22 protein-coding genes and 1 pseudogene are annotated in these 21,607 nt (G+C 40.6%); 20 read left to right on the forward strand and 3 right to left on the reverse strand.

All coding sequences use genetic code 11. From position 1 onward, the window contains the following. The first annotated feature begins 91 nt into the window (after positions 1–91). The 9 genes from LU293_RS09355 (at position 92) to pncB (ending at position 12,209) form a co-directional block, all read left to right on the forward strand. Positions 92–1,585: an MBOAT family O-acyltransferase gene (locus LU293_RS09355; protein ID WP_242747561.1), complete on the forward strand. Its 1,494-nt coding sequence runs from the start codon at positions 92–94 to the stop codon at positions 1,583–1,585. 109 nt (positions 1,586–1,694) lie between these two features. Further along, on the forward strand, positions 1,695–2,807 hold the full coding sequence (locus tag LU293_RS09360; RefSeq protein ID WP_242747563.1) for an SGNH/GDSL hydrolase family protein: 1,113 nt from the start codon (positions 1,695–1,697) through the stop codon (positions 2,805–2,807). Positions 2,808–2,867: 60 nt separating this feature from the next. Then, positions 2,868–4,043: a GDSL-type esterase/lipase family protein gene (locus LU293_RS09365; protein ID WP_242747565.1), complete on the forward strand. Its 1,176-nt coding sequence runs from the start codon at positions 2,868–2,870 to the stop codon at positions 4,041–4,043. A gap of 253 nt (positions 4,044–4,296) precedes the next feature. Then, positions 4,297–6,657 carry a phosphoenolpyruvate synthase gene (ppsA, locus tag LU293_RS09370; RefSeq protein WP_242747567.1) on the forward strand — a complete coding sequence of 787 codons (2,361 nt, stop codon included), beginning with the start codon at positions 4,297–4,299 and terminating at the stop codon, positions 6,655–6,657. Positions 6,658–7,184: 527 nt separating this feature from the next. Next, entirely contained in the window at positions 7,185–8,390 is a 1,206-nt protein-coding gene (locus LU293_RS09375; RefSeq protein ID WP_242747569.1) for an MFS transporter, read from the forward strand. A gap of 286 nt (positions 8,391–8,676) precedes the next feature. Then, complete coding sequence (locus tag LU293_RS09380; protein WP_242747571.1) at positions 8,677–9,618, forward strand: RDD family protein; 942 nt, start codon at positions 8,677–8,679, stop codon at positions 9,616–9,618. Positions 9,619–9,620: 2 nt separating this feature from the next. Further along, complete coding sequence (gene ung, locus LU293_RS09385) at positions 9,621–10,325, forward strand: uracil-DNA glycosylase (protein WP_242747573.1); 705 nt, start codon at positions 9,621–9,623, stop codon at positions 10,323–10,325. Between the two features lie 21 nt (positions 10,326–10,346). Next, a complete protein-coding gene (gene tadA, locus LU293_RS09390) occupies positions 10,347–10,901 on the forward strand; it encodes a tRNA adenosine(34) deaminase TadA (RefSeq protein WP_242747575.1) in 555 nt (184 codons plus the stop codon). A 93-nt stretch (positions 10,902–10,994) separates the two neighbouring features. Next, positions 10,995–12,209, forward strand: a complete 1,215-nt coding sequence (pncB, locus tag LU293_RS09395; RefSeq protein WP_375540338.1) for a nicotinate phosphoribosyltransferase — start codon at positions 10,995–10,997, stop codon at positions 12,207–12,209. A 102-nt stretch (positions 12,210–12,311) separates the two neighbouring features. Here pncB and xseB read toward each other — a convergent pair whose 3' ends face one another. Then, positions 12,312–12,542, reverse strand: a complete 231-nt coding sequence (gene xseB, locus LU293_RS09400; RefSeq protein ID WP_242747579.1) for an exodeoxyribonuclease VII small subunit — start codon at positions 12,540–12,542, stop codon at positions 12,312–12,314. Between the two features lie 250 nt (positions 12,543–12,792). Between xseB and LU293_RS09405 the strand changes: the two genes are divergently transcribed. The 7 genes and pseudogenes from LU293_RS09405 (at position 12,793) to LU293_RS09430 (ending at position 16,846) form a co-directional block, all read left to right on the forward strand. Further along, complete coding sequence (locus LU293_RS09405; protein WP_242747581.1) at positions 12,793–14,241, forward strand: SLC13 family permease; 1,449 nt, start codon at positions 12,793–12,795, stop codon at positions 14,239–14,241. 321 nt (positions 14,242–14,562) lie between these two features. Next, positions 14,563–14,670: pseudogene (locus LU293_RS09945) on the forward strand (IS1/IS1595 family N-terminal zinc-binding domain-containing protein); the annotation flags it as partial. A 75-nt stretch (positions 14,671–14,745) separates the two neighbouring features. Continuing rightward, entirely contained in the window at positions 14,746–14,982 is a 237-nt protein-coding gene (locus tag LU293_RS09410) for a hypothetical protein (protein ID WP_242747584.1), read from the forward strand. 731 nt (positions 14,983–15,713) lie between these two features. After that, positions 15,714–15,995: an HNH endonuclease gene (locus tag LU293_RS09415; protein ID WP_375540339.1), complete on the forward strand. Its 282-nt coding sequence runs from the start codon at positions 15,714–15,716 to the stop codon at positions 15,993–15,995. A 115-nt stretch (positions 15,996–16,110) separates the two neighbouring features. Then, positions 16,111–16,308, forward strand: a complete 198-nt coding sequence (locus LU293_RS09420) for a hypothetical protein (RefSeq protein ID WP_242747586.1) — start codon at positions 16,111–16,113, stop codon at positions 16,306–16,308. After that, positions 16,308–16,499, forward strand: coding sequence for a hypothetical protein (locus LU293_RS09425; protein WP_242747588.1), 192 nt, complete (start codon positions 16,308–16,310; stop codon positions 16,497–16,499). The genes LU293_RS09420 and LU293_RS09425 overlap by 1 nt, the downstream gene beginning before the upstream one ends. Beyond that, positions 16,496–16,846, forward strand: coding sequence for an antiterminator Q family protein (locus LU293_RS09430; protein ID WP_242747590.1), 351 nt, complete (start codon positions 16,496–16,498; stop codon positions 16,844–16,846). The genes LU293_RS09425 and LU293_RS09430 overlap by 4 nt, the downstream gene beginning before the upstream one ends. 227 nt (positions 16,847–17,073) lie before the next feature. Here LU293_RS09430 and LU293_RS09435 read toward each other — a convergent pair whose 3' ends face one another. Both LU293_RS09435 and LU293_RS09440 read right to left on the reverse strand, forming a co-directional pair. Continuing rightward, complete coding sequence (locus tag LU293_RS09435) at positions 17,074–17,484, reverse strand: type II toxin-antitoxin system HicB family antitoxin (protein ID WP_242747592.1); 411 nt, start codon at positions 17,482–17,484, stop codon at positions 17,074–17,076. Between the two features lie 32 nt (positions 17,485–17,516). Continuing rightward, positions 17,517–17,675, reverse strand: a complete 159-nt coding sequence (locus tag LU293_RS09440) for a type II toxin-antitoxin system HicA family toxin (RefSeq protein ID WP_375540370.1) — start codon at positions 17,673–17,675, stop codon at positions 17,517–17,519. 133 nt (positions 17,676–17,808) lie between these two features. On the opposite strand from LU293_RS09440, the gene LU293_RS09445 reads away from it, so the two are divergent. The 4 genes from LU293_RS09445 (at position 17,809) to LU293_RS09460 (ending at position 21,432) form a co-directional block, all read left to right on the forward strand. Beyond that, positions 17,809–18,273: a terminase small subunit gene (locus LU293_RS09445; protein WP_242747596.1), complete on the forward strand. Its 465-nt coding sequence runs from the start codon at positions 17,809–17,811 to the stop codon at positions 18,271–18,273. Continuing rightward, on the forward strand, positions 18,270–19,454 hold the full coding sequence (locus LU293_RS09450; protein ID WP_242747598.1) for a terminase large subunit domain-containing protein: 1,185 nt from the start codon (positions 18,270–18,272) through the stop codon (positions 19,452–19,454). The genes LU293_RS09445 and LU293_RS09450 overlap by 4 nt, the downstream gene beginning before the upstream one ends. 293 nt (positions 19,455–19,747) lie before the next feature. Continuing rightward, positions 19,748–20,782, forward strand: coding sequence for a phosphoribosyltransferase (locus LU293_RS09455; protein WP_242747600.1), 1,035 nt, complete (start codon positions 19,748–19,750; stop codon positions 20,780–20,782). Between the two features lie 104 nt (positions 20,783–20,886). Further along, the gene (locus LU293_RS09460; RefSeq protein ID WP_242747602.1) at positions 20,887–21,432 is read left to right on the forward strand and encodes a hypothetical protein; all 546 of its coding nucleotides are present in this window, start codon (positions 20,887–20,889) and stop codon (positions 21,430–21,432) included. The last annotated feature ends 175 nt before the right edge of the window (positions 21,433–21,607 follow it).

Here is a 21,607-nt window from a genome sequence, read left to right on the forward strand (position 1 = left end):
ATTTTTGCTATTTTTTTTGTTAAAATAGGCTACTTTTTAGATAGGCAGGCATGGCCATCAAATTAGTCAAAAATAGCTTTCAAGGATTTGTATGTTTTCGTTTTTATCCGTAGAATTTGCGTTATTATTCATCGCCTTTTTTGCAATTTATTGGGCGTGCCGCTCAAAGCCTGCTTGGCAAAATATGCTACTGCTTGGCATAAGCTATGTGCTGATTTATTTGATGGCAGGGGTGCTAGCAGTCTTGGTACTGCTTGTGTTTAGTGTGCTTATAGGTGCTATCGGACAGGTGTTATCTGCCCCAAATGCCAAACATAAAAAACTGTGGCTTGTGGTTGGTGTGTTATTTACGTTGGCAAATTTAGCATTTTTTAAGTATTATGAATTTTTTCGTGAACACATCAGTCAAGTTATGCAAATGCAGGGGCTAGATTCTACTCATTTGGTAGCTAACATCATTTTTCCGTTAGGGATTTCTTATTATTCATTCCAAGCAATCAGTTATTTGGTAACGATTTATCAAGGCAAACTTGTATTGCCAAAACTCACCCTTTGGCAGACTTTGACGCATTTTTCTTTTTTTGCGACCATTTCAGCAGGTCCAATCACACGCCTAACTGATACCAAAGGCTTAAACGACATCACAGGCAATCCGTGTGGTATGCACGCCCAATGGCAGACGAGCAGACCACGCCACATCATCATGCCGACTTTGGCATTTGCATTGATACTGCTTGCCCTTGCCAAAAAATGGTGGTTGGCAGGATACTTGGCGGATCAGTGGGTCAATCCTGTATTTGCCAATCCGACTGGCTTTCATAGTCTTGAAGTGTTGGCGGCGATTTATGGTTATACCTTGCAGTTATTTTTAGATTTTTCTGGATATAGTGAAATGATGGTGGCATTTGGGCTACTTTTAGGATTTCGCTTGCCGATGAATTTTAACGCACCGCTACTGGCTCACAACATTCGTGAGTTTTGGGACAGATGGCACATCAGCCTATCTACTTGGATTCGTGATTATATTTATATTCCGTTAGGTGGTAGTCATCATGGTTTTGTGCGGACACAGCTAAATTTGATGATTGCGATGGTATTATCTGGGATTTGGCATGGCTCAACCTTGAATTTTTTGTTTTGGGGGCTACTACACGCCATCGCTATTATTTTGCTAAATGTAGGGGATTTGCTTGGACAAAAGATAACTGGCAACCCAAAAGGACGTAATTTTTTAACGAGTACTGGCATTTTTGGTCAGGTGGTCGGCGTGGTGGTTACGGTGCATTTTGTGGTATTTGCTTTTGTGTTTTTTCGAGCAACCACCTTTGATGAAGCGTTGATGATTTTTGGGGCGTTGTTTGGTAATCATCATATTACTTGGACAAATAACCCCATGTATCTGCTCTTTATTTTGGCGGCAGCTTGGCTGTGCTATCCTATGGCACGCACGCTGGCAATCAAAACTGCCCCAATGATTGCCAAAATACCGAGTGTGCTAATTTATCCGCTATTATTTGTTGGCTTTATGATGGTGGTGATTTTTGCACCTTCTGGCATACCGGGTTTTATTTATGCCAATTTTTGATGACAGTTTTTTGATGAGTTAAGTTTTTGACGCAATCAGGTACAATATCTTTTTTTATGACCACAAGTCTTTAATGACAGTTTTTTGATGAGTTAAGGTAAAATACATCATGACAAACACCAATAACCAAGCTTGTGACAAAGCGAATAACCATAAAGTCGCTCACGTTCAGCTAACCAAGCACCGTGCTACCACAGGGCATATCATGCCAAAAGGTTCGGTATTAGGGGCGTTGGTGTTTTTGATGGTTTCGGCGGCAGGCGGTATTTGGCTTATGCAAAATTCCATCAATGCTTATTATATACAGACTTACCACACACCAAGCCCCATGGCAAGCATAGATAATCCTGCGTGGCGATTGGGCGGTAAGATTGGTAATGAGCTGTATGCTCGCTATGGGGTGATGACTGGTCATATTGCTAAGTTTAATGAGTTGCAGGTGGCAAATTTTAATGCAAATTTTATCCCCACGCCAACTGCCAAACAGATACAGCAAACAGCGGATAATCCAATCATCACAGAGCCTATGTCGGCAGATACACAACAAGACGCACTTGATGACAGACAAGCTAAGATTGCCCACTCATTGACCATCAATTCATCCCAAAAAGTACTCTTTGCAGGCGATTCAATGATGCAAGGGATTGCCCCACACATTCAAAAACATCTGCAATCTTTGGGGATTGATTCAGTGAACCTAAGCAAACAAAGCACAGGACTTGCCTACCCAAAATTATTTGACTGGTCAAAGACCATCAAAGAAGCACTCACCAAAGACAGTAGTATCAAGGTGTTAATGGTCATGCTAGGTCCAAATGACCCTTGGGATATGCCAGCGTCTGATGGGCGTTATCTGAAGTTTGACACTGCCGAGTGGCATACTGAATATCAATCTCGCATGGCAGACATCATCAATTTTGCCACAGAGCGTGGCGTGGGTGTTATTTGGATTACGCCACCAAATATGAAAAAAGCCAAACTCAATCAGCAGATGATGATCCTAAATGACGTGATGGCAAAAGAGCTTGATCGCCATTTGGTAAAAGTCATTGACTCACGTCCTATTATGGGTGGGGTTGATGGGGTGTATCATGAGTATCTTAGCAAAGATGGCAAACAGATTAAGATGAGAACAGGCGATGGCATTCATTTTTCTGTGGCAGGACAAAAAATTCTAGCAAATCAGGTACAATCGTATCTTATCATTAACAATCAACCCTAAATCTTGCAATCACGCCATACTATTTTGGTCGTATCATCACAATAATTATGAGTATCTTTTATGAAAAATTGTAATTTTACTAATAAATATAACCCACTTACCACTTTGGTTAAGTCGTCTTTGTTCTTATTGGCAGGACTTGCGACTTGGGCAAATGCTAATTATTTGACCAACTTTGGCGACCCAAACACCAATCAGCTTATCAATGGTCTTAATCAGCATAGTGTGCATATTGTTGTGTTAGGCGACAGTCATACCGCAGGCGATACGATGACTGATGCTTTGCGTCGCTATCTACAAGATGAGCTTGGTGATGGTGGTATGGGCTGGGCGATGCCAATGTATATTAAAGGGCAACGCATGGCTCGCTTTGGCTATGATAATAATGCTTTTTCGTATGTGTATAGTCGCACTAATACTCACGAAAATTACACATTAGGGGGTATGATTGCCAAGCCTAACACAGTTGGTGCGACATTGACACTTAAACCAAAACACACCGAATCCCCCCAACAGCTGATGATGACGCTACGCCAAGACGCTGGCGATGGCGTATTTCATGCAACCGATATGGCAGGGCGGACATTTGAGATAGAAAGTCCGACCAAAGACGGCACTTGGCAGACGGTATCCTTAGGGCAAGTACAGCTTCCTATCACCCTAACCAATGCCAATGCAAGCAATTTAGCAATCGGTGGGTGGTGGGCATTTAATCCTAATGGGCGTGGGGCGGTGGTGTCTGCTTTGGGCATCAATGGGGCTCAGTTGTCGCAATTTAACCGCTGGAACACACAAGCATGGCAACGTGAGCTTGGGGTGATTTCGCCCACTGTGGTTGCTTTGGCGTATGGCACGAATGAAGGTTATAACGCCATCACAGGCGAACAGATGAGCCATGAACTAACGACTCGCATTCGCCAAATTCGCAAAGCTGTGCCTAATGCGGTCGTTTTAATCATCTCAGCACCAGAATCTTTAAAATCCTTATCTGGTCGCTGTGGCGTACGTCCTAGCACGCTTGACGATGTACAATCAGCACAAAGACGTGTCGCCCAGCACGAACGCACATTATATTGGGATTGGCAAGGCTATATGGGTGGCGTGTGTACGATGAAATCTTGGGTAAATAGCGGACGTGCCAGTAAAGACGGTGTGCATTTTTTGGCGACAGGTTATACACAAATTGGTCATCAATTGGCAAAAGATTTATTGATGCTGGCAGAACCCAAAAGATAGCCATATTTTTTGCCATATAAATGGTGGATAATGGCGGTAGTGCTTAAGTTATTGATTAACGCAATTTTCAAGCCCAAAGAACGCTCTTAAATGCAGTCATTAGGCAGGCACTATACGCATTTACTAGAAAAATAGTATCATTTTTATAAGAAATATCATTGAGTATTATGTTATTTCTCGTTATAATTTCGTAAACGTTAAGTAGTTTTACGACTTCTTGATAAATTCTTAATAAAATAAAAGGTATCGTACTATGGCACAAGTCATTGCTTTTAATCAACTGGGTAAAGATGATGTGGAGATTGTCGGTGGCAAGAACGCATCATTGGGTGAGATGATTAGTAACCTTGCCAATGTGGGTGTAAGTGTACCCAATGGCTTTGCGACCACCGCTGACGCTTTTAACCGATTTTTGAATGAAACAGGCTTGCTTGATAAAATCAATGCCGAGCTTAAAAGTCTAGATGTTGATGATGTTGAGCAGTTGGCACAAGTGGGTGCTAAGGTGCGTGGTTGGGTCATCGCCCAAGAGCTACCTGCCGACTTAGAACGTGAAATCCGCCAAGCCTACGATGAGCTGACAGGTGGGCAAGATGTGGCGGTGGCGGTGCGTTCAAGTGCGACTGCCGAAGATTTGCCTGATGCGTCCTTTGCAGGTCAGCAAGAGACCTTTTTGAATATTCGTGGCATTGATAATGTGCTGATTGCCATTAAAGAAGTATTTGCCAGTTTATACAACGACCGTGCCATCGCTTATCGTGTGCATAAAGGCTTTGAACACGCTGGCGTGGCATTGTCAGCAGGCATTCAGCGTATGGTACGCTCAGAGACAGGCACGTCTGGGGTGATGTTTAGTATTGATACTGAAAGCGGTTTTGATGAAGTGGTATTTATCACCGCAAGCTATGGTTTGGGTGAGATGGTGGTGCAAGGGGCGGTCAATCCTGATGAGTTTTATTTATCAAAAGCCCTGCTTGCCCAAAACCGCCCAGCCGTGGTTCGCCGTAATCTTGGCTCTAAGCAAATCAAGATGGTCTATGGCGATGAAGGCACGACCAAACGCTCCACCAAGATTGTTGATGTGGATAAAGCGGAGCGTCAAGCGTTTGCTTTGACCACAGATGAGCTGACACGCCTTGCCCATCAAGCCATCATCATTGAAAAGCACTATGGCTGTCCGATGGATATTGAATGGGCAAAAGATGGCGACACAGGCGAATTATTCATCGTCCAAGCTCGTCCAGAGACCGTCAAATCTCGCCAAGACAAATCTAGTATGGAGCGTTATGTTATCCAGTCAAAAGGGGCGAAAGTGTTGTGCGAAGGGCGTTCTATCGGTCAGCGTATCGGTGCAGGCAAGGTGCGTATTGTTACTAGCCTTGCCCAGATGAGCAAAGTCCAAGATGGTGATGTACTCGTCTCAGACATGACAGACCCTGATTGGGAGCCTGTGATGAAGCGTGCGTCTGCCATCATCACCAACCGTGGCGGACGTACCTGCCATGCTGCCATCATCGCTCGTGAGCTTGGCGTGCCTGCCATCGTAGGCTGTGGCAATGCCACCGAGCTACTTAACGATGGACAAGCGGTAACTGTCTCATGTGCCGAGGGTGATACTGGCTTTATTTATGATGGCGTGCTTGATTTTGAAATCCAAAAAAATTCCATTTCAAATATGCCATCGCTTGATTTTAAAGTGATGATGAATGTGGGCAACCCAGACCGTGCCTTTGATTTTGCCCAAATTCCCAACCAAGGCGTGGGCTTGGCTCGCTTGGAGTTCATCATCAACCGCATGATTGGCGTACACCCCAAGGCACTTTTGAACATAGACAGCTTACCCCAAGAGACCCAGACCCAAGTCTTTGAGCGTATCGCAGGTTATAATTCACCTGTGGAGTTTTATATCAACAAACTCATTGAAGGCATCTCAACGCTTGCCGTGGCGTTCCGTGATAAGCCTGTCATCGTGCGTATGAGCGACTTTAAATCCAACGAATACGCCAACCTATTAGGCGGTAAGCTTTATGAGCCACACGAAGAAAACCCCATGCTAGGCTTTCGTGGGGCGAGCCGTTATGTGTCGGATAATTTTTGTGATTGCTTTGAATTAGAATGTCGTGCATTAAAATATGTGCGTGATGACATGGGGCTAACCAACGTCAAAATCATGATTCCTTTTGTGCGTACCACAGACGAAGCTCGCCAAGTCATTGAATTACTTGATAAAAACGGCTTAAAACGTGGCGATAATGGCTTAGAAATCATCATGATGTGCGAGTTGCCAACGAACGCACTCTTGGCTGATGAGTTCTTAGAGTATTTTGATGGATTTTCTATCGGCTCAAATGATTTGACCCAATTAACGCTTGGGCTTGACCGTGATAGCGGTATCGTGTCGCACTTATTTGATGAGCGAGACCCTGCGGTCAAAAAACTCTTAGGCATGGCGATAGAAGCTTGCCGTAAGCAGGGCAAATATGTCGGCATTTGCGGTCAAGGTCCGTCTGACCACCCAGACCTTGCCAAGTGGCTGATGGAGCAAGGGATTAGCTCAGTATCACTAAACCCTGATACGGTGCTAGATACTTGGCTGTTCCTTGCCGATAAGTGATTTAATCCTAAGTTAATATTTGTCTATTGGCTTTATTTGTGTTAAAACCGATAGATTAAGACCTATGGTATTAACGTGATGGCACTATTTGCTAAAGATTAGGCAAATAGTGCCTAGTTTTAAGATTTTTTAACTCTAGCCATCAAAATTGGGTAAATCCTGCCAATTAACGAAACCTAAAAAATAGCGTCAGTCCAACAACAGCCAATATTTTATGTATTTATCATTAACATTAGATAAGTTTTGTTGATAATAAGAGCTTAAAATAAAACGATGATTGATTGATAAATCTTCTACAAAACAACAAAAATACAGCTAAAATCTAGTTGCATTTTTGTTGCTTTAAAAAACCACCATTAACTCATGTGATAAGGTAGCTTGTGATCAATTTTTTGTAGTTTCGAAGCTTAAATTGTTAGTTGCACAGCAATTTTGTTTTAAAGTTAAGGTGAATTAAGTTTGTGAATTGTCAGGTTTGTTCTGATAATTAAAGTCTATGGTATTTTTTTAAAAAGTTAAGAGTTTTTATGATTAAAGATAACTTTTTTGGTAGCCCAAATATTAGTCGTTACACATTATTTACATTATTGTTTCAAATGGGTATGGCGATTTCTTTGGCAGCTATGCCTATTTATTTTAAAAATGAAAATGCTGTTTCTGCTTATGGTGTGGCGTATTCAGTCATGGCGATTACGGGAGCATTTTCTTTTGTTTATGGTTTGTTTGTAGATAGAATTGGTTTTTCTAAAGCATTGTTGTTTGGAGTGATGTTATACGGTGTTGCTTTATGTATGAGAGTATTTACCAATCCAATCATTGCGGTAATAACGGCAATTATGGCAGGGTTGGGTGCTTCTGTTGCTATCCTTGCTAATCGCTCTTGGGTGTTGCAAATCTCACAAACAAGTAATGCTAATACCACTCAACTGACCGCAATGCGATCAATGCTTGGTAATATTAGTATATTGCTTGGCACAGCTCTTGTTTCTCTAGCGGCATATTTGTTTGAATCTATTTATTTTTATTTGTTAATATTAGCGGGATTATTGGTTTTTGGTTCAAATTATTTTGCTTTTCAAAACTATAAAATAATTAAATTGGAGAAGACAAATAAGAGTAGCTTGCAGCGAGAAAATATTTTTAAAAGTGAAAAAATAAACTTTACAATCATTTTATTTATGTTTGCTAATATGCTTTCAGGGGTTTATACAGGACTATTTAAACCTTATCTGATTTTAATGTTTGTGGATTATGGCGTGTCGGAACATAAATCAATATTTATTTATCTTTTAACTACTTTGGTATCCATATTATCAGGATTTTATTTATTAAAATATCATCATTTCATGAAAAATGTACCTTTCTCGGGATTTTTTATAGCGATGATTTCTCTTGCTTTCGTTTTTTTTGCCATGTTTGTTGGTCTAAGATATAATTTGGGCATTTGGTTTTTGTTTTTTTTAGTTCTTAGTCGTAGTGTATTTTTGAGCCTATCTAGCTCTTTTGAACAGGTTTTGGAATATGAGCTATTTAATAAAGCAACTTTAGCAATGGCTTTGGGGCTTACACAAACTTCTTTTTTGGCAGGAGATGCTCTTGGTTCATTAGTTACAAGTCTGTGGATTGATCCAAAAAATATTCATGATTATGCTAAAATTTGTTCATATTGTTCTATATTGGTGTTATTTCATATGATAATATTATTTATTTTAAAAAAATATAAAAAAATATAAAGGAGCTGTGCTAGATTAGCCTTACATTGCCACCATTTTCTTACTATTTTAGGCTGGTTGCAGGCAAGCCTAGTTAACTCTTAAACTTTTGTCTATCATAAAAAGGTAAACGTTTTTCTTGTTAATACCGCTGTATGTGCCTTAGCGTCTTTAACCACCATATAAACCTTGCATACGCTTATTTTTGATAAAGTCAAAAATAATTGCAACTATATCACTAAATAAATTTACTTGTATCAACCCCCATTTTTGGTTACAATAGCCCAAATTTTAACCCTATTTTATCATGAAAATCTATTTAGCACGCAATAATATCCAAGCAGGTCCTTATGGGTTAGATGAAATAAACCACATGTTAGCAAGCAATGAAGTTTTGTTGACGGATTTGATGTGGCATAAGGGCATGACGACATGGCAAGCAGTGGGAGAAGTCACCAAAGGGGCTTTAACATATCAGCCAAACCTTGATTTAGGTACAGCACAGCCTGAACCACAAGCAGGTGCTTTTGGTGATAATGTTGAAATGCGTGACGCCAAAAGACGTATTAGCGTGGCAGAATTATATGGCAAAAAACCTGAGCAGACCACTCATCAAACACAGCAAAACCACACATTCAAACCTACCGAACCTACTAAAGAGCCAGAAATTTGGCAAGGTCGTCATAGAATGCAGACACAGGTGGCAGCACAGGCGGTAGTGTATGCGTCAGTATTAAAGCGGTTTTTGGCGACGTGCGTAAATATGCTACTATTTATAGTGGCATTCATGCCATTTGTGCAGTCATTTATGGCACTAAATCCTAATGCAGATAAGCTAACCCAAGGTGATTTTGAAGCACGCTTAGCTTATGCCCAAGAGCTGACCCAGACCATCGATCCAACAGGGGCGAATATGACGCTGATGATGCTAATTGGCTTGTTGGTAGTACAGCTGATTATGCTGATTATGCGAGGACAGTCCATTGGTAAGCTTGCACTTGGCATTCGTATCGTGGATATGAATACGCATCAGCGTGCTGGTATTGCTAAGATTGTTGGTGTGCGTGGCGTGTTATTATTTATCATCTACTGGATTGCGTCTGCCATTCCATTTCAGCTAAATATCATCTTACTTGCCATAAACTACTTTATGGCAAGTAAACACCCCAAAAAACAAGGCTGGCATGATCGTCTTGCCAAGACAGTGGTGGTCAAAGCCCACCCCGCACAACTACAAAAAGATAAGTAATCATGGATAAAGCGGCCATATTAGCACGAGTACAGCTACCTGATGACTTTAAATTTGCACTGGCAGATGTGCTTACAAGCGACAGTATGGCAAGCTTGCGTGCGTTTTTGCAAGCCGAATACGCCCAGAATAAGACGATTTACCCACCAAAGTCACAAATTTTTAATGCACTAAATACCACGCCTTTATCACAGGTGAAAGTGGTGATTTTGGGTCAAGATCCTTATCATGGGGCAGGGCAAGCGATGGGCTTATCATTTAGCGTTCCAAAAGTCGTCCCAAAGCCACCATCACTACAAAATATCCTAAAAGAGCTGTCTAATGACTTGCATATTCCAATCAGCAATCATGGCGATTTGACGTATTGGGCAAGTCAAGGCGTGCTATTATTGAATGCGGTGCTAACTGTAGAAGCGGGGCGGGCGGGTAGCCATGCAGGCAAAGGCTGGGAGTTATTTACTGATGCGGTGATTGACGTCATTAATACTCAGACTACCAACACAGTATTTATTTTGTGGGGTAGTTATGCTAAGAAAAAAGGACGGTTTATCGATCCAAATCGCCATCTTATCTTAACTGCAAACCACCCATCGCCACTATCGGCAAATCGTGGCGGCTTTTTTGGTACAAGTCCCTTTTCACGCACCAATGATTATCTGATACGTCATGGCAAAGCACCGATTGACTGGGCATTGCCACAGACATAAGTGCGACTTTAGGCTTAAGCGATGACACCGTTTATTTTGGCTAGTACCCCAAAAGTCACCGATTTGCAGGCATTGCAGTTTTGGAGCGTGCAAGATGTTATGATGATGAACAAAGCCTTATATCTTGCTGATATCGGAGCAAGCCTTGGAGAGGTGCCAGTAGGTGCGGTGGTCGTGTATAAGGGTGAGATTATCGGTGAGGGTTATAACCGTCCTATCATAGATGCAGACCCTACTGCCCACGCAGAGATAGTCGCTGTTCGTAAGGCTTGCCATCATCTGAATAATTATCGCTTACCGATGGGTGCAACGTTATATATCACGCTTGAGCCATGCACGATGTGCCTTGGCATGATGGTTCATGCACGCATTAGCAGAGTGGTGTTTGGAGCAACAGAACCAAAAGCAGGCGTAGCAAAAAGCCAACTATCCTTACACACCATGCCGTTTTATAACCATTTGATTGATATACAAGGTGGCTTGCTTGCCTATGAATGCGGACAGAGATTAAGCCAGTTTTTTAAGAACAGACGCAAGCAAAAACGCCAAACTAAGAATGTAGAACAAGCTACCTAGGACCAATTATAATTAGTTGATAAATTTTCACCTTTTTTCACCTTAAAGGCGTGATTTTTGGTATGATAGGTTTTATTTGTCATGGAATTAATAATGAATCAGCAGGCACCTATCATCACAAGCCTTCTTGATAATGACTTGTACAAATTTACCATGTTACAAGCCATGCTCCACCACTTCCCCCAAACCCATAGTGTATATCGGTTCCGCTGTCGTAATAATGATGCAGCCGCCTATCCATTAGCAGATATTAAGGCAGAGCTAGAAGCACAGTTAGATTTACTATGTGAGCTAAAATTCACCCAAGATGAGCTGACTTATTTGCGTGGATTAAGATTTATCAAGTCTGATTTTGTTGATTATTTGGAGTTATTTCAACTAAAACGCCGTTTTATTAAGGTAACGGTAGATGAAGAAGGGCGATTGTGCATAGACATTGAAGGACCGATGATTCAAGCGATGTTCTTTGAGATATTTGTTTTGTGTATTGTCAGTGAACTATACTATCGCAGATTAGATGATAAAAAGGCACTAACGATAGGTCAAAAGCGGCTTGATGATAAAGTGGCGTTACTTCAAGAATATGCCAAATTACAAACCCAAGATACTCAAAATCCGCCATTTGTTATTGCTGATTTTGGGACACGCAGACGCTTTAGTAAGGCGTGGCATTATCATGTGGTTGAGACTTTGGCTAAGTCATGCCCATCTGTTTTTCGTGGCACTTCTAATGTATATTTAGCAAAACAGCTGGATATTACGCCGATTGGTACGATGGCACATGAATTTATGCAGGCATTTCAAGCATTAGACGTTCGCCTAAGAGACAGCCAAAAGGCAGCACTAGAATGCTGGGTGCGTGAATATCGTGGCGACCTAGGTATTGCACTGACAGATGTTGTTGGGATGGATGCGTTTTTGCGTGATTTTGACTTATATTTTGCCAAGCTCTTTGATGGGCTGCGTCATGACAGTGGCAACCCGTATGAGTGGGGTGATAAGGCGATTCATCATTATAATAAACTAAAAATAGACCCAAAAACCAAAAGCCTAACTTTTAGTGATGGTTTGACGATTGAAAAGGCGTGGGATTTACATCAATATTTTAAGCAAAGAATAAAAACGGCATTTGGCATTGGCACAAATTTAACAAACGACATGGGTGTAACTCAGTTAAACATCGTTTTAAAACTTGTACAATGTAACGGTCAGCCTGTCGCTAAACTGTCTGACAGCATTGGCAAGACCATGATTCAAGATGAAACGTATTTGGCATATTTACGCCAAGTGTTTGAAATCACGCCTTAATTGGTATAAAACCAAGATAAGATGGATGCTTAAAATAGCCGACTTTATGAGTGGGCTATTTTACTAAATATGGGCATTTTACTAAGTGTGGGCGTGTACTGGCTAGATCTCACCATCAAAGGCGTTTTTTAGGGCAAGATCAACGGCATGAATGCGTTTTTGACAGATTTTATAGGCATTGATTGATTCTTCTACGGTTGTGATGAGATTATCAATATCAAGCTCTGACGACTGTTCTAGTGCATTGGCATTGCGTTGCAAGACTTCATAAGCGTCTTTAAAGCTACTGTTTTCATCAATTAAAATCGGATTGGTGTTATTTGGTTTGTTCATAATACACTCAAGCTTAATGTGGTTATTTTATTGTACTCGTTTTGTCAAAAAACCACAAGAAGCAGCCAAAGACTTTTATCGCACATAAACTTTTTGACAAACATTATCTTTCTGATATGATAGGCGAGCATAGTATAAAATCGTGACAAGGCAGTAAGATTTTATACACAAGCGTTACTTTTTTAACAGTCAAATAACATAATTTACCCGCATAGGATATACGGTTGATGGTTATTTGCAAGGAGCTTGTATGACTCAGTTACATCAAGATAAAGATTCTTCTTTTACTCAAGAAAGTGATTTTCTAGCCGATGATAATCACACACCGCCGTCAGGTTCGGCACATTCTGAAGCGATTAAGGGCGTGATAATCACTGCTATCGCTGCAATCATTGCCTACTTTTTATACGCCAATGTTTTACCATTTGATGATTTGGCAAATAAAGGCTTGGCGTTGGCAATCTTCGTTGGTATTTTATGGCTTACAGAAGCCATTCATATCACAGCGACCGCTATTCTTGTGCCGATACTTGCAATATTTATTGGGATTCCTGACTTTGATACTAAAACAGCCTTATCATCGTTCTCAGATCCGATTATCTATGTGTTCTTTGGTGGTTTTGCTTTGGCTGCAACCATGCATGTACAAAAACTTGACCAAAAAATTGCATACAGCTTAATGGGTTTGGCTCGTGGGCATCTTGGTGTGGCAGTGCTGTTAATCTTTGCTACCACAGCAGGGCTGTCTATGTGGATTAGTAACACAGCAACCGCAGCGATGATGTTGCCGTTAGCATTAGGGCTACTTACACAAATAGACGCTAAAAAAGACCGCAATACGTTCATCTTCGTGTTGCTTGGTATCGCTTATTCTGCATCAATCGGCGGTCTGGGTACTTTGGTAGGCTCACCACCGAACGCCATTGCCGCCAAAGAGATTGGTCTTGATTTTGCAGGTTGGACTAAGATTGGCTTTCCAGTCGCACTTGTTATGATGCCAGTTTTATTAGGTGCGATGTATTTAGTATTACGCCCAAATCTAAACCAAAAGGTGGATATGGGAAATCGTGAAGCTGTACCTTGGACGCTGCCACGCGTACTGACGATTATTGTGTTCTTTGTAACAGCAGTGAGCTGGATTTTTGGCAAGCAGCTTGGTCAGACGTTTGGGTTTGATAAACCAGATACGGTGATTGCCATCTTGGCGGCAGTAGTTGTGCTATTGTTTGGATTGGTCAGCTGGAAACAAATCTCTGATAATACTGACTGGGGAGTACTCATGCTGTTCGGTGGTGGTATCGCTTTATCAAACATCATGAAAAGCACAGGAGCTTCGGCGGTATTAGGTGAGCAGATTTCAGCTTGGCTTGCAAATGCACCGACTTTACTTGTGATTGTAGCGATTGCTGCGTTTATTATATTTTTGACAGAGTTCACGTCAAACACCGCATCAGCTGCACTACTTGTGCCAATCTTTGCACCTATTGGTGTTGCGTTAGGCTTACCAAAAGAAGTATTGATATTGGTTATTGGTATCGGTGCATCATGTGCATTTATGTTACCTGTAGCAACACCACCAAACGCTATCGTGATGGGTACAGGTTATATCAAGCAACGAGATATGATGAGAATCGGTTTTGTGCTAAATCTCGCCTCCATCGTTATTGTAACCATTTTTGCCTATTGGTTCTGGCGTTAATTTTAACGTTAAAAGCCGCATCAACTTTGGTGCGGTTTTTTTTGTGGGTATGGTAAAAAGATATTGCCAGTATTGATGTAAGCTTGGGCGTTTTAATAAATGGCTTTAAAGACAAAAAAATAAGATGATATTTGATAATTATACCAATGCAATCATCGCTTTATTTTTGATAAACGTTAATTTTGCACTATCTTTAGCTATTAATTTTAAAAATTTTTATGGCATAATGCCCAAAATCCATGATGACACTCTATTTAAACCTGATAACATATAGCTTTGGGTGGGGTTTAACCTCACGAATAAAAAGTATGTCCGTTTTGTCAAAGTCAAAATACTGCTAAAAATGGTAAAAAGCACCACAAACAGCAGTATTTATGTAAATCCTGTCATCGTCAATTTTTATCAGGCAAACACTTAGATAATCAATAACTTTGGCATAAAGCACGAAAGCTACTTAAATGAGCGTAGTATAACCTTTGATGATAATACACAAAAGATAAGAACATGGTACACACAAGCGGGTTAAGAAGTGCTTATAAAAGTTTAAGGGAAAATCTACCATACCTATTTATCCATCAACAAGACGGCACAGCTAATACACCAAACACAACCAATAAGCTAGAAGGTTTATTTTCTCATTTAAAACAGTCTTTGCGTTGTCATCAAGGATTAAATAAAGATAGAAAAGTAAAGTTTATTGATAATTTTTTAAGGAGCTATGGTGGGACTGGTGTGCCATAAATAAAAACACTCATATCATGAAAATAAGTATGAGTAAGGTGTGAGTGTTTTTTTATCATGAATTTTTGCATATTAGACCTAATTTTTTATTTATCTCTTTAATTTTTTTTTGTATATAAAACTCTTAAAAAACGATTCACACTATGCATACCCTGTACAGAGCAATTAAAAATATTTATAAATCATATAGTTAACCTGTGCAGGGCTTAAAGCAAACCCTGCACACACTATGCACGGATATATTCGTTGACTTAGCTTATATTCCCACTTGCAATAGTGTTTTGAGTTGTTATCATGGCTGCCACGCCTTATTATAAGATTCATACGCCCATTACGTTTCTTGCCGCTGCTACCGAAAGCTATGCGAACGTCGATAAGTATGCTGATTTATGCTATTGATATTATTATCTTGCTAAAACTAGCGGTCATGAATTACAGTCCATGATCGCCAAGCGTGATAACTTGGCATACTTAAAAACGCATTATCGCTTGGCGATTGCCCATACTGTCGATTTGCGATGTCACACGCCAAGCCCGTCATGCATAACGCAATATCCAAAAACAGCTACACGACTATTGATAGCTGTACCATTTTGTAGTATTTCGCTACGATAGCCGTTCGGTATATGAATGGCTTATTAATTTTGTTAAGATGTACCTTTAAACCCTTGCAGATTAAGGTTTGCAAAGGTTTTTTCTATTTTTAGGGAATTGACTATGGCTTTAGCGACTTGTGTCCCCGATTATCTGCAAAGCCTAAGCTTAAGCAAAACTGGGTCAAGGGTCGTGGCGGACGACTTCGTGAAACTATTTTAGTAAGAGATCGGTGTACTTGTCAGCATTGTGGCTTAATTGGCGGTCAGCTTGAGCTTGATTATATCGTGGATGTCGCACGTGGCGGCAGTGATGGCATCACAATCTGCAGATTTTATGTCGAACTTGCCATCAGACCAAAATTCACGCCGAATCACAACAAGAAAATTATAGGGGGGGGTAATTTTTTAAAACCTTAAATCAGCGGACACCACACCCCTTCTTGTTTACAAAAAATTTTTGATTTTGGCAAAAATATCCTAAATCTTCGTTTAATCTAACGTAACACTAGTTACATAATATTAGTAACATTAGTTGCATAATATTACAAAAAAATATGGCAATCACTCAAAAACAAAGAAATACGCTCGTCTTGTGGTGAGTGGCATGGAACTTCATACCGCAGCCCTAGAAGCGGGCTGTAAGAATCATAAGGCGGCTCGTAAGTTCGTCGCTAACATGGCACATCGTAAGAACGTGCAGGCCATCTCTCAATATCCCCTAATCTACTAATGGCAAACGATTTTAATAACATAGATGTAGATTTTGAAGTTAGGACAGATGAGTGCGTTTTTACGCATAAAAAGGGTTTGTTTGGGGCAGGGCTTTTGGTATCTGACCGCATAGCTAAGCAAGCTAAGCAAGCCCAAATATGGGAGCTGTCAGAACGTGAACGAAAGATTATTGATAGGTTGGGGGAATGAACGAATTTATTGAATACGGCAAATGGGCAAGGCATAACCCTGACCGCTTAGGCTATCCATCCCCTTGGCTTGAGATGATTATGCGGAATAACGTGCCAAGCGAGCCGTTATCGTACAGCATCACAGACGATAGGGCGATGATGATAGATAAGGCGGTGTGTAAATTGGCAAAGTATAGTCTGCTACAATACCAAATCTTTTGTATGTATTATTTGGCACGCCTAAGTGAGCGTAATATCGCCCAAATGGCAGACGAGCGAATATTAAAGAACAAGCGTAACCGTGTCAAAATTGAGCTTGAAAAAGCGTGTGCGTTTATTGCAGGCGTGCTTGAAGCAGAGAGTTAAAGAAACAATAGATTTAAATTATTATGGTGGTCAAGCACTCATTTTACGGTAGATATTTTTTTATAAAAAACACTTGACTGGCTAGCCAGTAGCAGGTATAATCTACCCATAATCAAGAAGTGTGTAAATTTTCTTGGTTATTATAAGAATTTGATTTTAAAACCCTTGCAAGCTAGCAAGGGTTTTTTATTTGCCAATCTTTCTAGAAGAAAAAGATAGTTTTTGCTTTACGCCATCAAATCACGACTGGCAAGCTGCGCCAAATAGTTGCTACGGCTTTTATATAGCGATTTATGAGCGGATACTTTTTCATCAATCCGTGCAATCAGACGAGATGGCAAGGTTACGTTGATTTTTTCGCTTTTACCCATATAGGCAGATAGGTCAATATCTACCACCGCCCATGTCATGCCTTGATAGTCTGGGTTTTTTGCATGGTCTGCAACATTTTTGGCAAGTGGAATGTCATCACCGTCCTTTGCTAATCCGTCAAGGTGTAGGCTGATGGCTTCATGAACGCTTTTGATGGCATCATCTAAACTGTTTCCTGCACTAAAACAGCCTGGTAAGTCAGGGACAATCACGCCAAAACATTCATTATCATTGGCAGGGCTTTCAATGGCGATGGGGTAATACATGGGTTCTCCTATGGGATTAAGTGCCAGCTGGGTTAGTTTAACCCAGCTTGTTTTAAAATGCTCTTGTAGGTGCCAATGGGTATGTCTTTGTCAGGGTGCTTTACCGTAACTTTCCCCTTTTTAGTGGGGTGTTTGTATTGGTGATGGCTACCAACTACGTTTACTTCATACCAACCGTCATCAATGAGCATTTTGATGATAACACGGCTTTGCACTTAATCACTCCTGTTGTAAATATGGAGTTATTATAACCCCAAATGACAATTAGTTCAAGAGTTATTAGAGTTATTTTTAAAAATATTTGATAAAAAAGGAGCGTAAGCTATGGCGAAACTTACGCCAAAACAAGAACAATTTTGCCAAAAATACATAGAGCTGGGCAATGCGTCTGAAGCCTATCGCCAAAGCTACAATGCTAAAAATATGAAAGATGAAACGGTTAACCGCAACGCAAAAGCCTTATTAGACAACAACAAGATTACAACAAGATTAAACGAACTTCGCCAAGCCCACGCCAACCGCCATGATGTGACGATTGATGAGATGTTATCAGCTTATGATGAAGCATATCAAATCGCCAAACTGAACGAGAACCCAACGGCGATGATTAGTGCCATTAATGCCAAAGTTAAGGTCTTAGGCATGGATAGGCAGTCAAAATCAGAGATTAGGATTAAAGAGTTAGAAGCCCAATTAAAACAGCTTGAAATTGACCGCCTAAAAGCTCAGATGATAGACACTACAGGCAATGAAATTCAAATTAACGTGGTAAGGGTTAAAAATGAATGAAATTAGATTTAACACTGACCGCTCCACAAGACGACTTTGTATTTAGTGATGAGATTTATCCGCTATTTGTCGGTGGTTTTGGTAGCGGTAAATCAGAAGCGTTATTTAAACGCTTAATTATCCAAAAGCTAAAATACAGACAGTTAAGCCAAGGGTATTTTGCTCCAACGCATGATTTGATACGGCTTATTGCTTTTCCACGCATTAGCCAACTGCTGACAGATTGCGGTTTGTCGTTTAAGCTTAATAAATCTGAAAAGATATTTTATATCGCAGGTTTTGGTGAGATTATTTGCCGTAGCATGGATAATCCTGATAGCATTGTTGGTTTTGAAATTGCTGACGCTGTTATTGATGAGCTAGATACCTTAAAGACTGAACACGCTAAAAATGCGTGGAATAAAATCATCGCGCGGTGCCGTCAAAAAAAGCCTGATGGCAAGCCAAACACGGCAGCAGTTGGCACAACGCCAGAGGGCTTTCGTTTTTGTTATGAGCGTTGGGTAAAAAATAGCGGTACGCACTATCAGCTGTATCAAGCACCAACCGCGTCAAATCCTTATTTACCGCCAAGCTATATAGACAGCTTAAAGGCAAGTTATCCACAAAAGTTATTAGATGCTTATCTAAACGGTCAATTTGTCAACTTAACAAGCGGTGCGGTTTATCCTGACTTTGACCGTGTTTTAAATCACACAGACGCTGTTATTCAGGCAGGCGAGACCTTGCACATAGGTATGGACTTTAACGTGCTTAAAATGGCGTGCGTGGTGTTTGTCGTGCGTGATGGTATGCCTTTGGCGGTAGATGAGATAACAGGCGTTAGAGATACGCCAACGATGGCACAGATACTAAAAGAACGCTATAGCGGTCATGAAATTTGTATTTACCCTGACGCAAGCGGACATAATACAAGTTCTAAAAACGCAAGTCTTTCAGACCATGATATTTTAAGACAATATGGCTTAAAGGTCTATGTAAACAGCACCAATCCAAGCATTAAAGACCGCTTAAATGCGGTTAATCGCTTAATCTTAGATGGGCAAGGTAAGCGAACATTTAAGGTAAACACCAAGCAATGCACCGAGCTTACAGACGCACTAGAACAGCAGGTGTATGATAAAAACGGTATGCCCGTCATCAAGGTAAAACCAACAGCCAAATACGCCAAATCATATTAGGTACAAAAGCACGCCGTTATCAAGATGGTATTACCAACGTAACCAAACGCCATGCTAATGCCATTGTAAGAACTATTGTACAACATGAAGCGTCACAAGCTAGGGGAGAACTTGCCAAACAGCTAGGCATTGATGAGATTAAAGTAGTAGCAACCTTAGATGGTCGCACAAGTAGCATTTGCCGTAGCCTTGATGGGCAAATCTTACCTTTATCACAAAAACCGCCTTATCATGTTAATTGCCGTACAAGCTACATTTTATGGCATGGCAAAGATGTAAAAACTCGTGCAAGTATGAACGGAGTAGTTAAAAACCAAACCTATTATGAATGGCTTGCCACGCAAGATGATAAGTTTCAAGATTTTGTATTAGGTAAAGAGCGTGCTAAGTTATTTCGTGATGGCGGTTTATCACCCACAGAATTTAGCGATTTACAGCTGGATAAAAACTTTAAGCCTAGAACGCTTGATGAGATTAGGGCAATAGAGCCTAAGGGGTTTGAAGGGGTGTTTGGTGATGTGTTACAATCATCAAAAATAGATGAGAGTGCCATAATGCGAACTGATTGGGGTGATTTTCCTAATGCGTTAATTGCTCACACCAAAGATACCATCACCACGCATAAATACTACCAAAAAGCCAAGGCGGGTGATGCACAAAGTGCGTTTTTATTGGTTGATGAGTTTTTGAGTGATGACTTTGTCAAGGAAATGGGTCAATCCATACGTCATTATAAGGATGTGCATATTGTGCCAGTTCATGCCGAAGAACAACAAGGGCGTAATAAGATCCCTATGGCGTACGCATTGGCGTTGTCAGAAATACTAGGTGTTAAGATGGACTTGGGGATTGTACAAGCAGACAGGGCGTATCGTACGTCATCTGATGGGGTTGGACGGCTACTAAAGCGTGTGAATTTTGACGGTGATGTGGTGGCAGGTCGCCATTATGTGATTGTTGATGATGTCATCACACAAGGCGGTACTTTGGCAGATTTACACAGTTTTATTGAAAATAAAGGCGGCAGTGTGATTTTGGCAAGTACCTTGAATGGTAAGCCAAATTCTGCTAAACTACCCATAACAAAAGCTACGCTTGGGCAATTCGCAAACAAGCTGGCAAAGAACTTGAACACTGGTGGCAGGAGCAATTTGGTTATGACTTCTCAAAATTCACAGAATCTGAAGCAAGATACCTTGCCAAACAAATCCACAGGTACGGCATTGACAGCGTCCGAGATACGCTCTTTACGTCAAGACTTAAAAGAGGCTTATGAACAAGGCAAGGGTTTTTTCAAGGCTAGGCGATTGCAGACCTCTCACTATTAGAGACAAAATCCTTGCGTCAAGACCTTAAAGATGCCTATCATCAGATAATGAAAATGGATCAAAAATGATAATCAAACACCGTTCTAAATGAGCGGTGTTTTTTATTGGATAAAAACTTTAAACCTAGAACACTTGATGAGATTAAGGCAATAGAGCCTAAGGGGTTTGAAAGGGCGTTTAAAAATCCCTTACCGATTGATGATGGTAGCTTAAAACAAAATATTGAACGTCTATTACCAAAGGTGAAGAACCTAGATAGAAATAGTTCAATGGCGTTTAGAAAACAACACGCCATAGGGCAAAAATGGACAGTAGCAACCATCAGTGAGAAAGCACAAAAACAGTTAGGTGCAAAAACAAAAGACGTTTGGCTATCTGATGATACCTTAATCAAAATGATTATCCATCACCCAGAACAGGCGGATTTACCACTATTTTTATCGGTGCAGGATATTTTAGATAATGCGATTACAGTTATTCAAGAAGATGATTATAGAGCAAGTTTTTTTAAACGTGGCGATGGTATTTATCAAGCAACCCTAAAAGCCACGCAAGACAGACAAGAGATTTATTTGTTGACGGTTTTTAAGATGAGTGAGAAAGAATTTGAGAAGACTAAGAAAAGAAAGGCAAATAAGATAATAAAATAGCTACTGGTGGGACTACCACTCCCCACACCCTCCCTCTTACCCCACACGCTAGCGTGCTGTGGTTACGGCAGGTAGAATTCACCGTGTCGCAGTAGCTATATTGTTATTATACAGCTATTTACTTAATTTATCAAATGGCTATAAGAATATAACACCGTCTTTTGGCGGTGTTTTT

This window comes from Moraxella nasovis, assembly GCF_022701215.1.
GTDB classification, from domain to species: Bacteria; Pseudomonadota; Gammaproteobacteria; order Pseudomonadales; family Moraxellaceae; genus Moraxella; species Moraxella nasovis.

What these genes read in the sequence shown, in the direction of transcription:
- ppsA (WP_242747567.1), top strand. Translation starts at nt 4,297, where the DNA reads ATGGCACAAGTCATTGCTTTTAATCAACTGGGTAAAGATGATGTGGAG.
- ung (WP_242747573.1), top strand. Translation starts at nt 9,621, where the DNA reads ATGGATAAAGCGGCCATATTAGCACGAGTACAGCTACCTGATGACTTT.
- LU293_RS09355 (WP_242747561.1), top strand. Translation starts at nt 92, where the DNA reads ATGTTTTCGTTTTTATCCGTAGAATTTGCGTTATTATTCATCGCCTTT.
- LU293_RS09365 (WP_242747565.1), top strand. Translation starts at nt 2,868, where the DNA reads ATGAAAAATTGTAATTTTACTAATAAATATAACCCACTTACCACTTTG.
- LU293_RS09405 (WP_242747581.1), top strand. Translation starts at nt 12,793, where the DNA reads ATGACTCAGTTACATCAAGATAAAGATTCTTCTTTTACTCAAGAAAGT.
- pncB (WP_375540338.1), top strand. Translation starts at nt 10,995, where the DNA reads ATGAATCAGCAGGCACCTATCATCACAAGCCTTCTTGATAATGACTTG.
- LU293_RS09410 (WP_242747584.1), top strand. Translation starts at nt 14,746, where the DNA reads ATGGTACACACAAGCGGGTTAAGAAGTGCTTATAAAAGTTTAAGGGAA.
- LU293_RS09430 (WP_242747590.1), top strand. Translation starts at nt 16,496, where the DNA reads ATGAACGAATTTATTGAATACGGCAAATGGGCAAGGCATAACCCTGAC.
- LU293_RS09435 (WP_242747592.1), bottom strand. Translation starts at nt 17,484, where the DNA reads ATGTATTACCCCATCGCCATTGAAAGCCCTGCCAATGATAATGAATGT.
- LU293_RS09445 (WP_242747596.1), top strand. Translation starts at nt 17,809, where the DNA reads ATGGCGAAACTTACGCCAAAACAAGAACAATTTTGCCAAAAATACATA.
- LU293_RS09455 (WP_242747600.1), top strand. Translation starts at nt 19,748, where the DNA reads ATGAACGGAGTAGTTAAAAACCAAACCTATTATGAATGGCTTGCCACG.
- xseB (WP_242747579.1), bottom strand. Translation starts at nt 12,542, where the DNA reads ATGAACAAACCAAATAACACCAATCCGATTTTAATTGATGAAAACAGT.
- LU293_RS09440 (WP_375540370.1), bottom strand. Translation starts at nt 17,675, where the DNA reads ATGCTCATTGATGACGGTTGGTATGAAGTAAACGTAGTTGGTAGCCAT.
- LU293_RS09375 (WP_242747569.1), top strand. Translation starts at nt 7,185, where the DNA reads ATGATTAAAGATAACTTTTTTGGTAGCCCAAATATTAGTCGTTACACA.
- LU293_RS09450 (WP_242747598.1), top strand. Translation starts at nt 18,270, where the DNA reads ATGAAATTAGATTTAACACTGACCGCTCCACAAGACGACTTTGTATTT.
- LU293_RS09425 (WP_242747588.1), top strand. Translation starts at nt 16,308, where the DNA reads ATGGCAAACGATTTTAATAACATAGATGTAGATTTTGAAGTTAGGACA.
- tadA (WP_242747575.1), top strand. Translation starts at nt 10,347, where the DNA reads ATGACACCGTTTATTTTGGCTAGTACCCCAAAAGTCACCGATTTGCAG.
- LU293_RS09360 (WP_242747563.1), top strand. Translation starts at nt 1,695, where the DNA reads ATGACAAACACCAATAACCAAGCTTGTGACAAAGCGAATAACCATAAA.
- LU293_RS09380 (WP_242747571.1), top strand. Translation starts at nt 8,677, where the DNA reads ATGAAAATCTATTTAGCACGCAATAATATCCAAGCAGGTCCTTATGGG.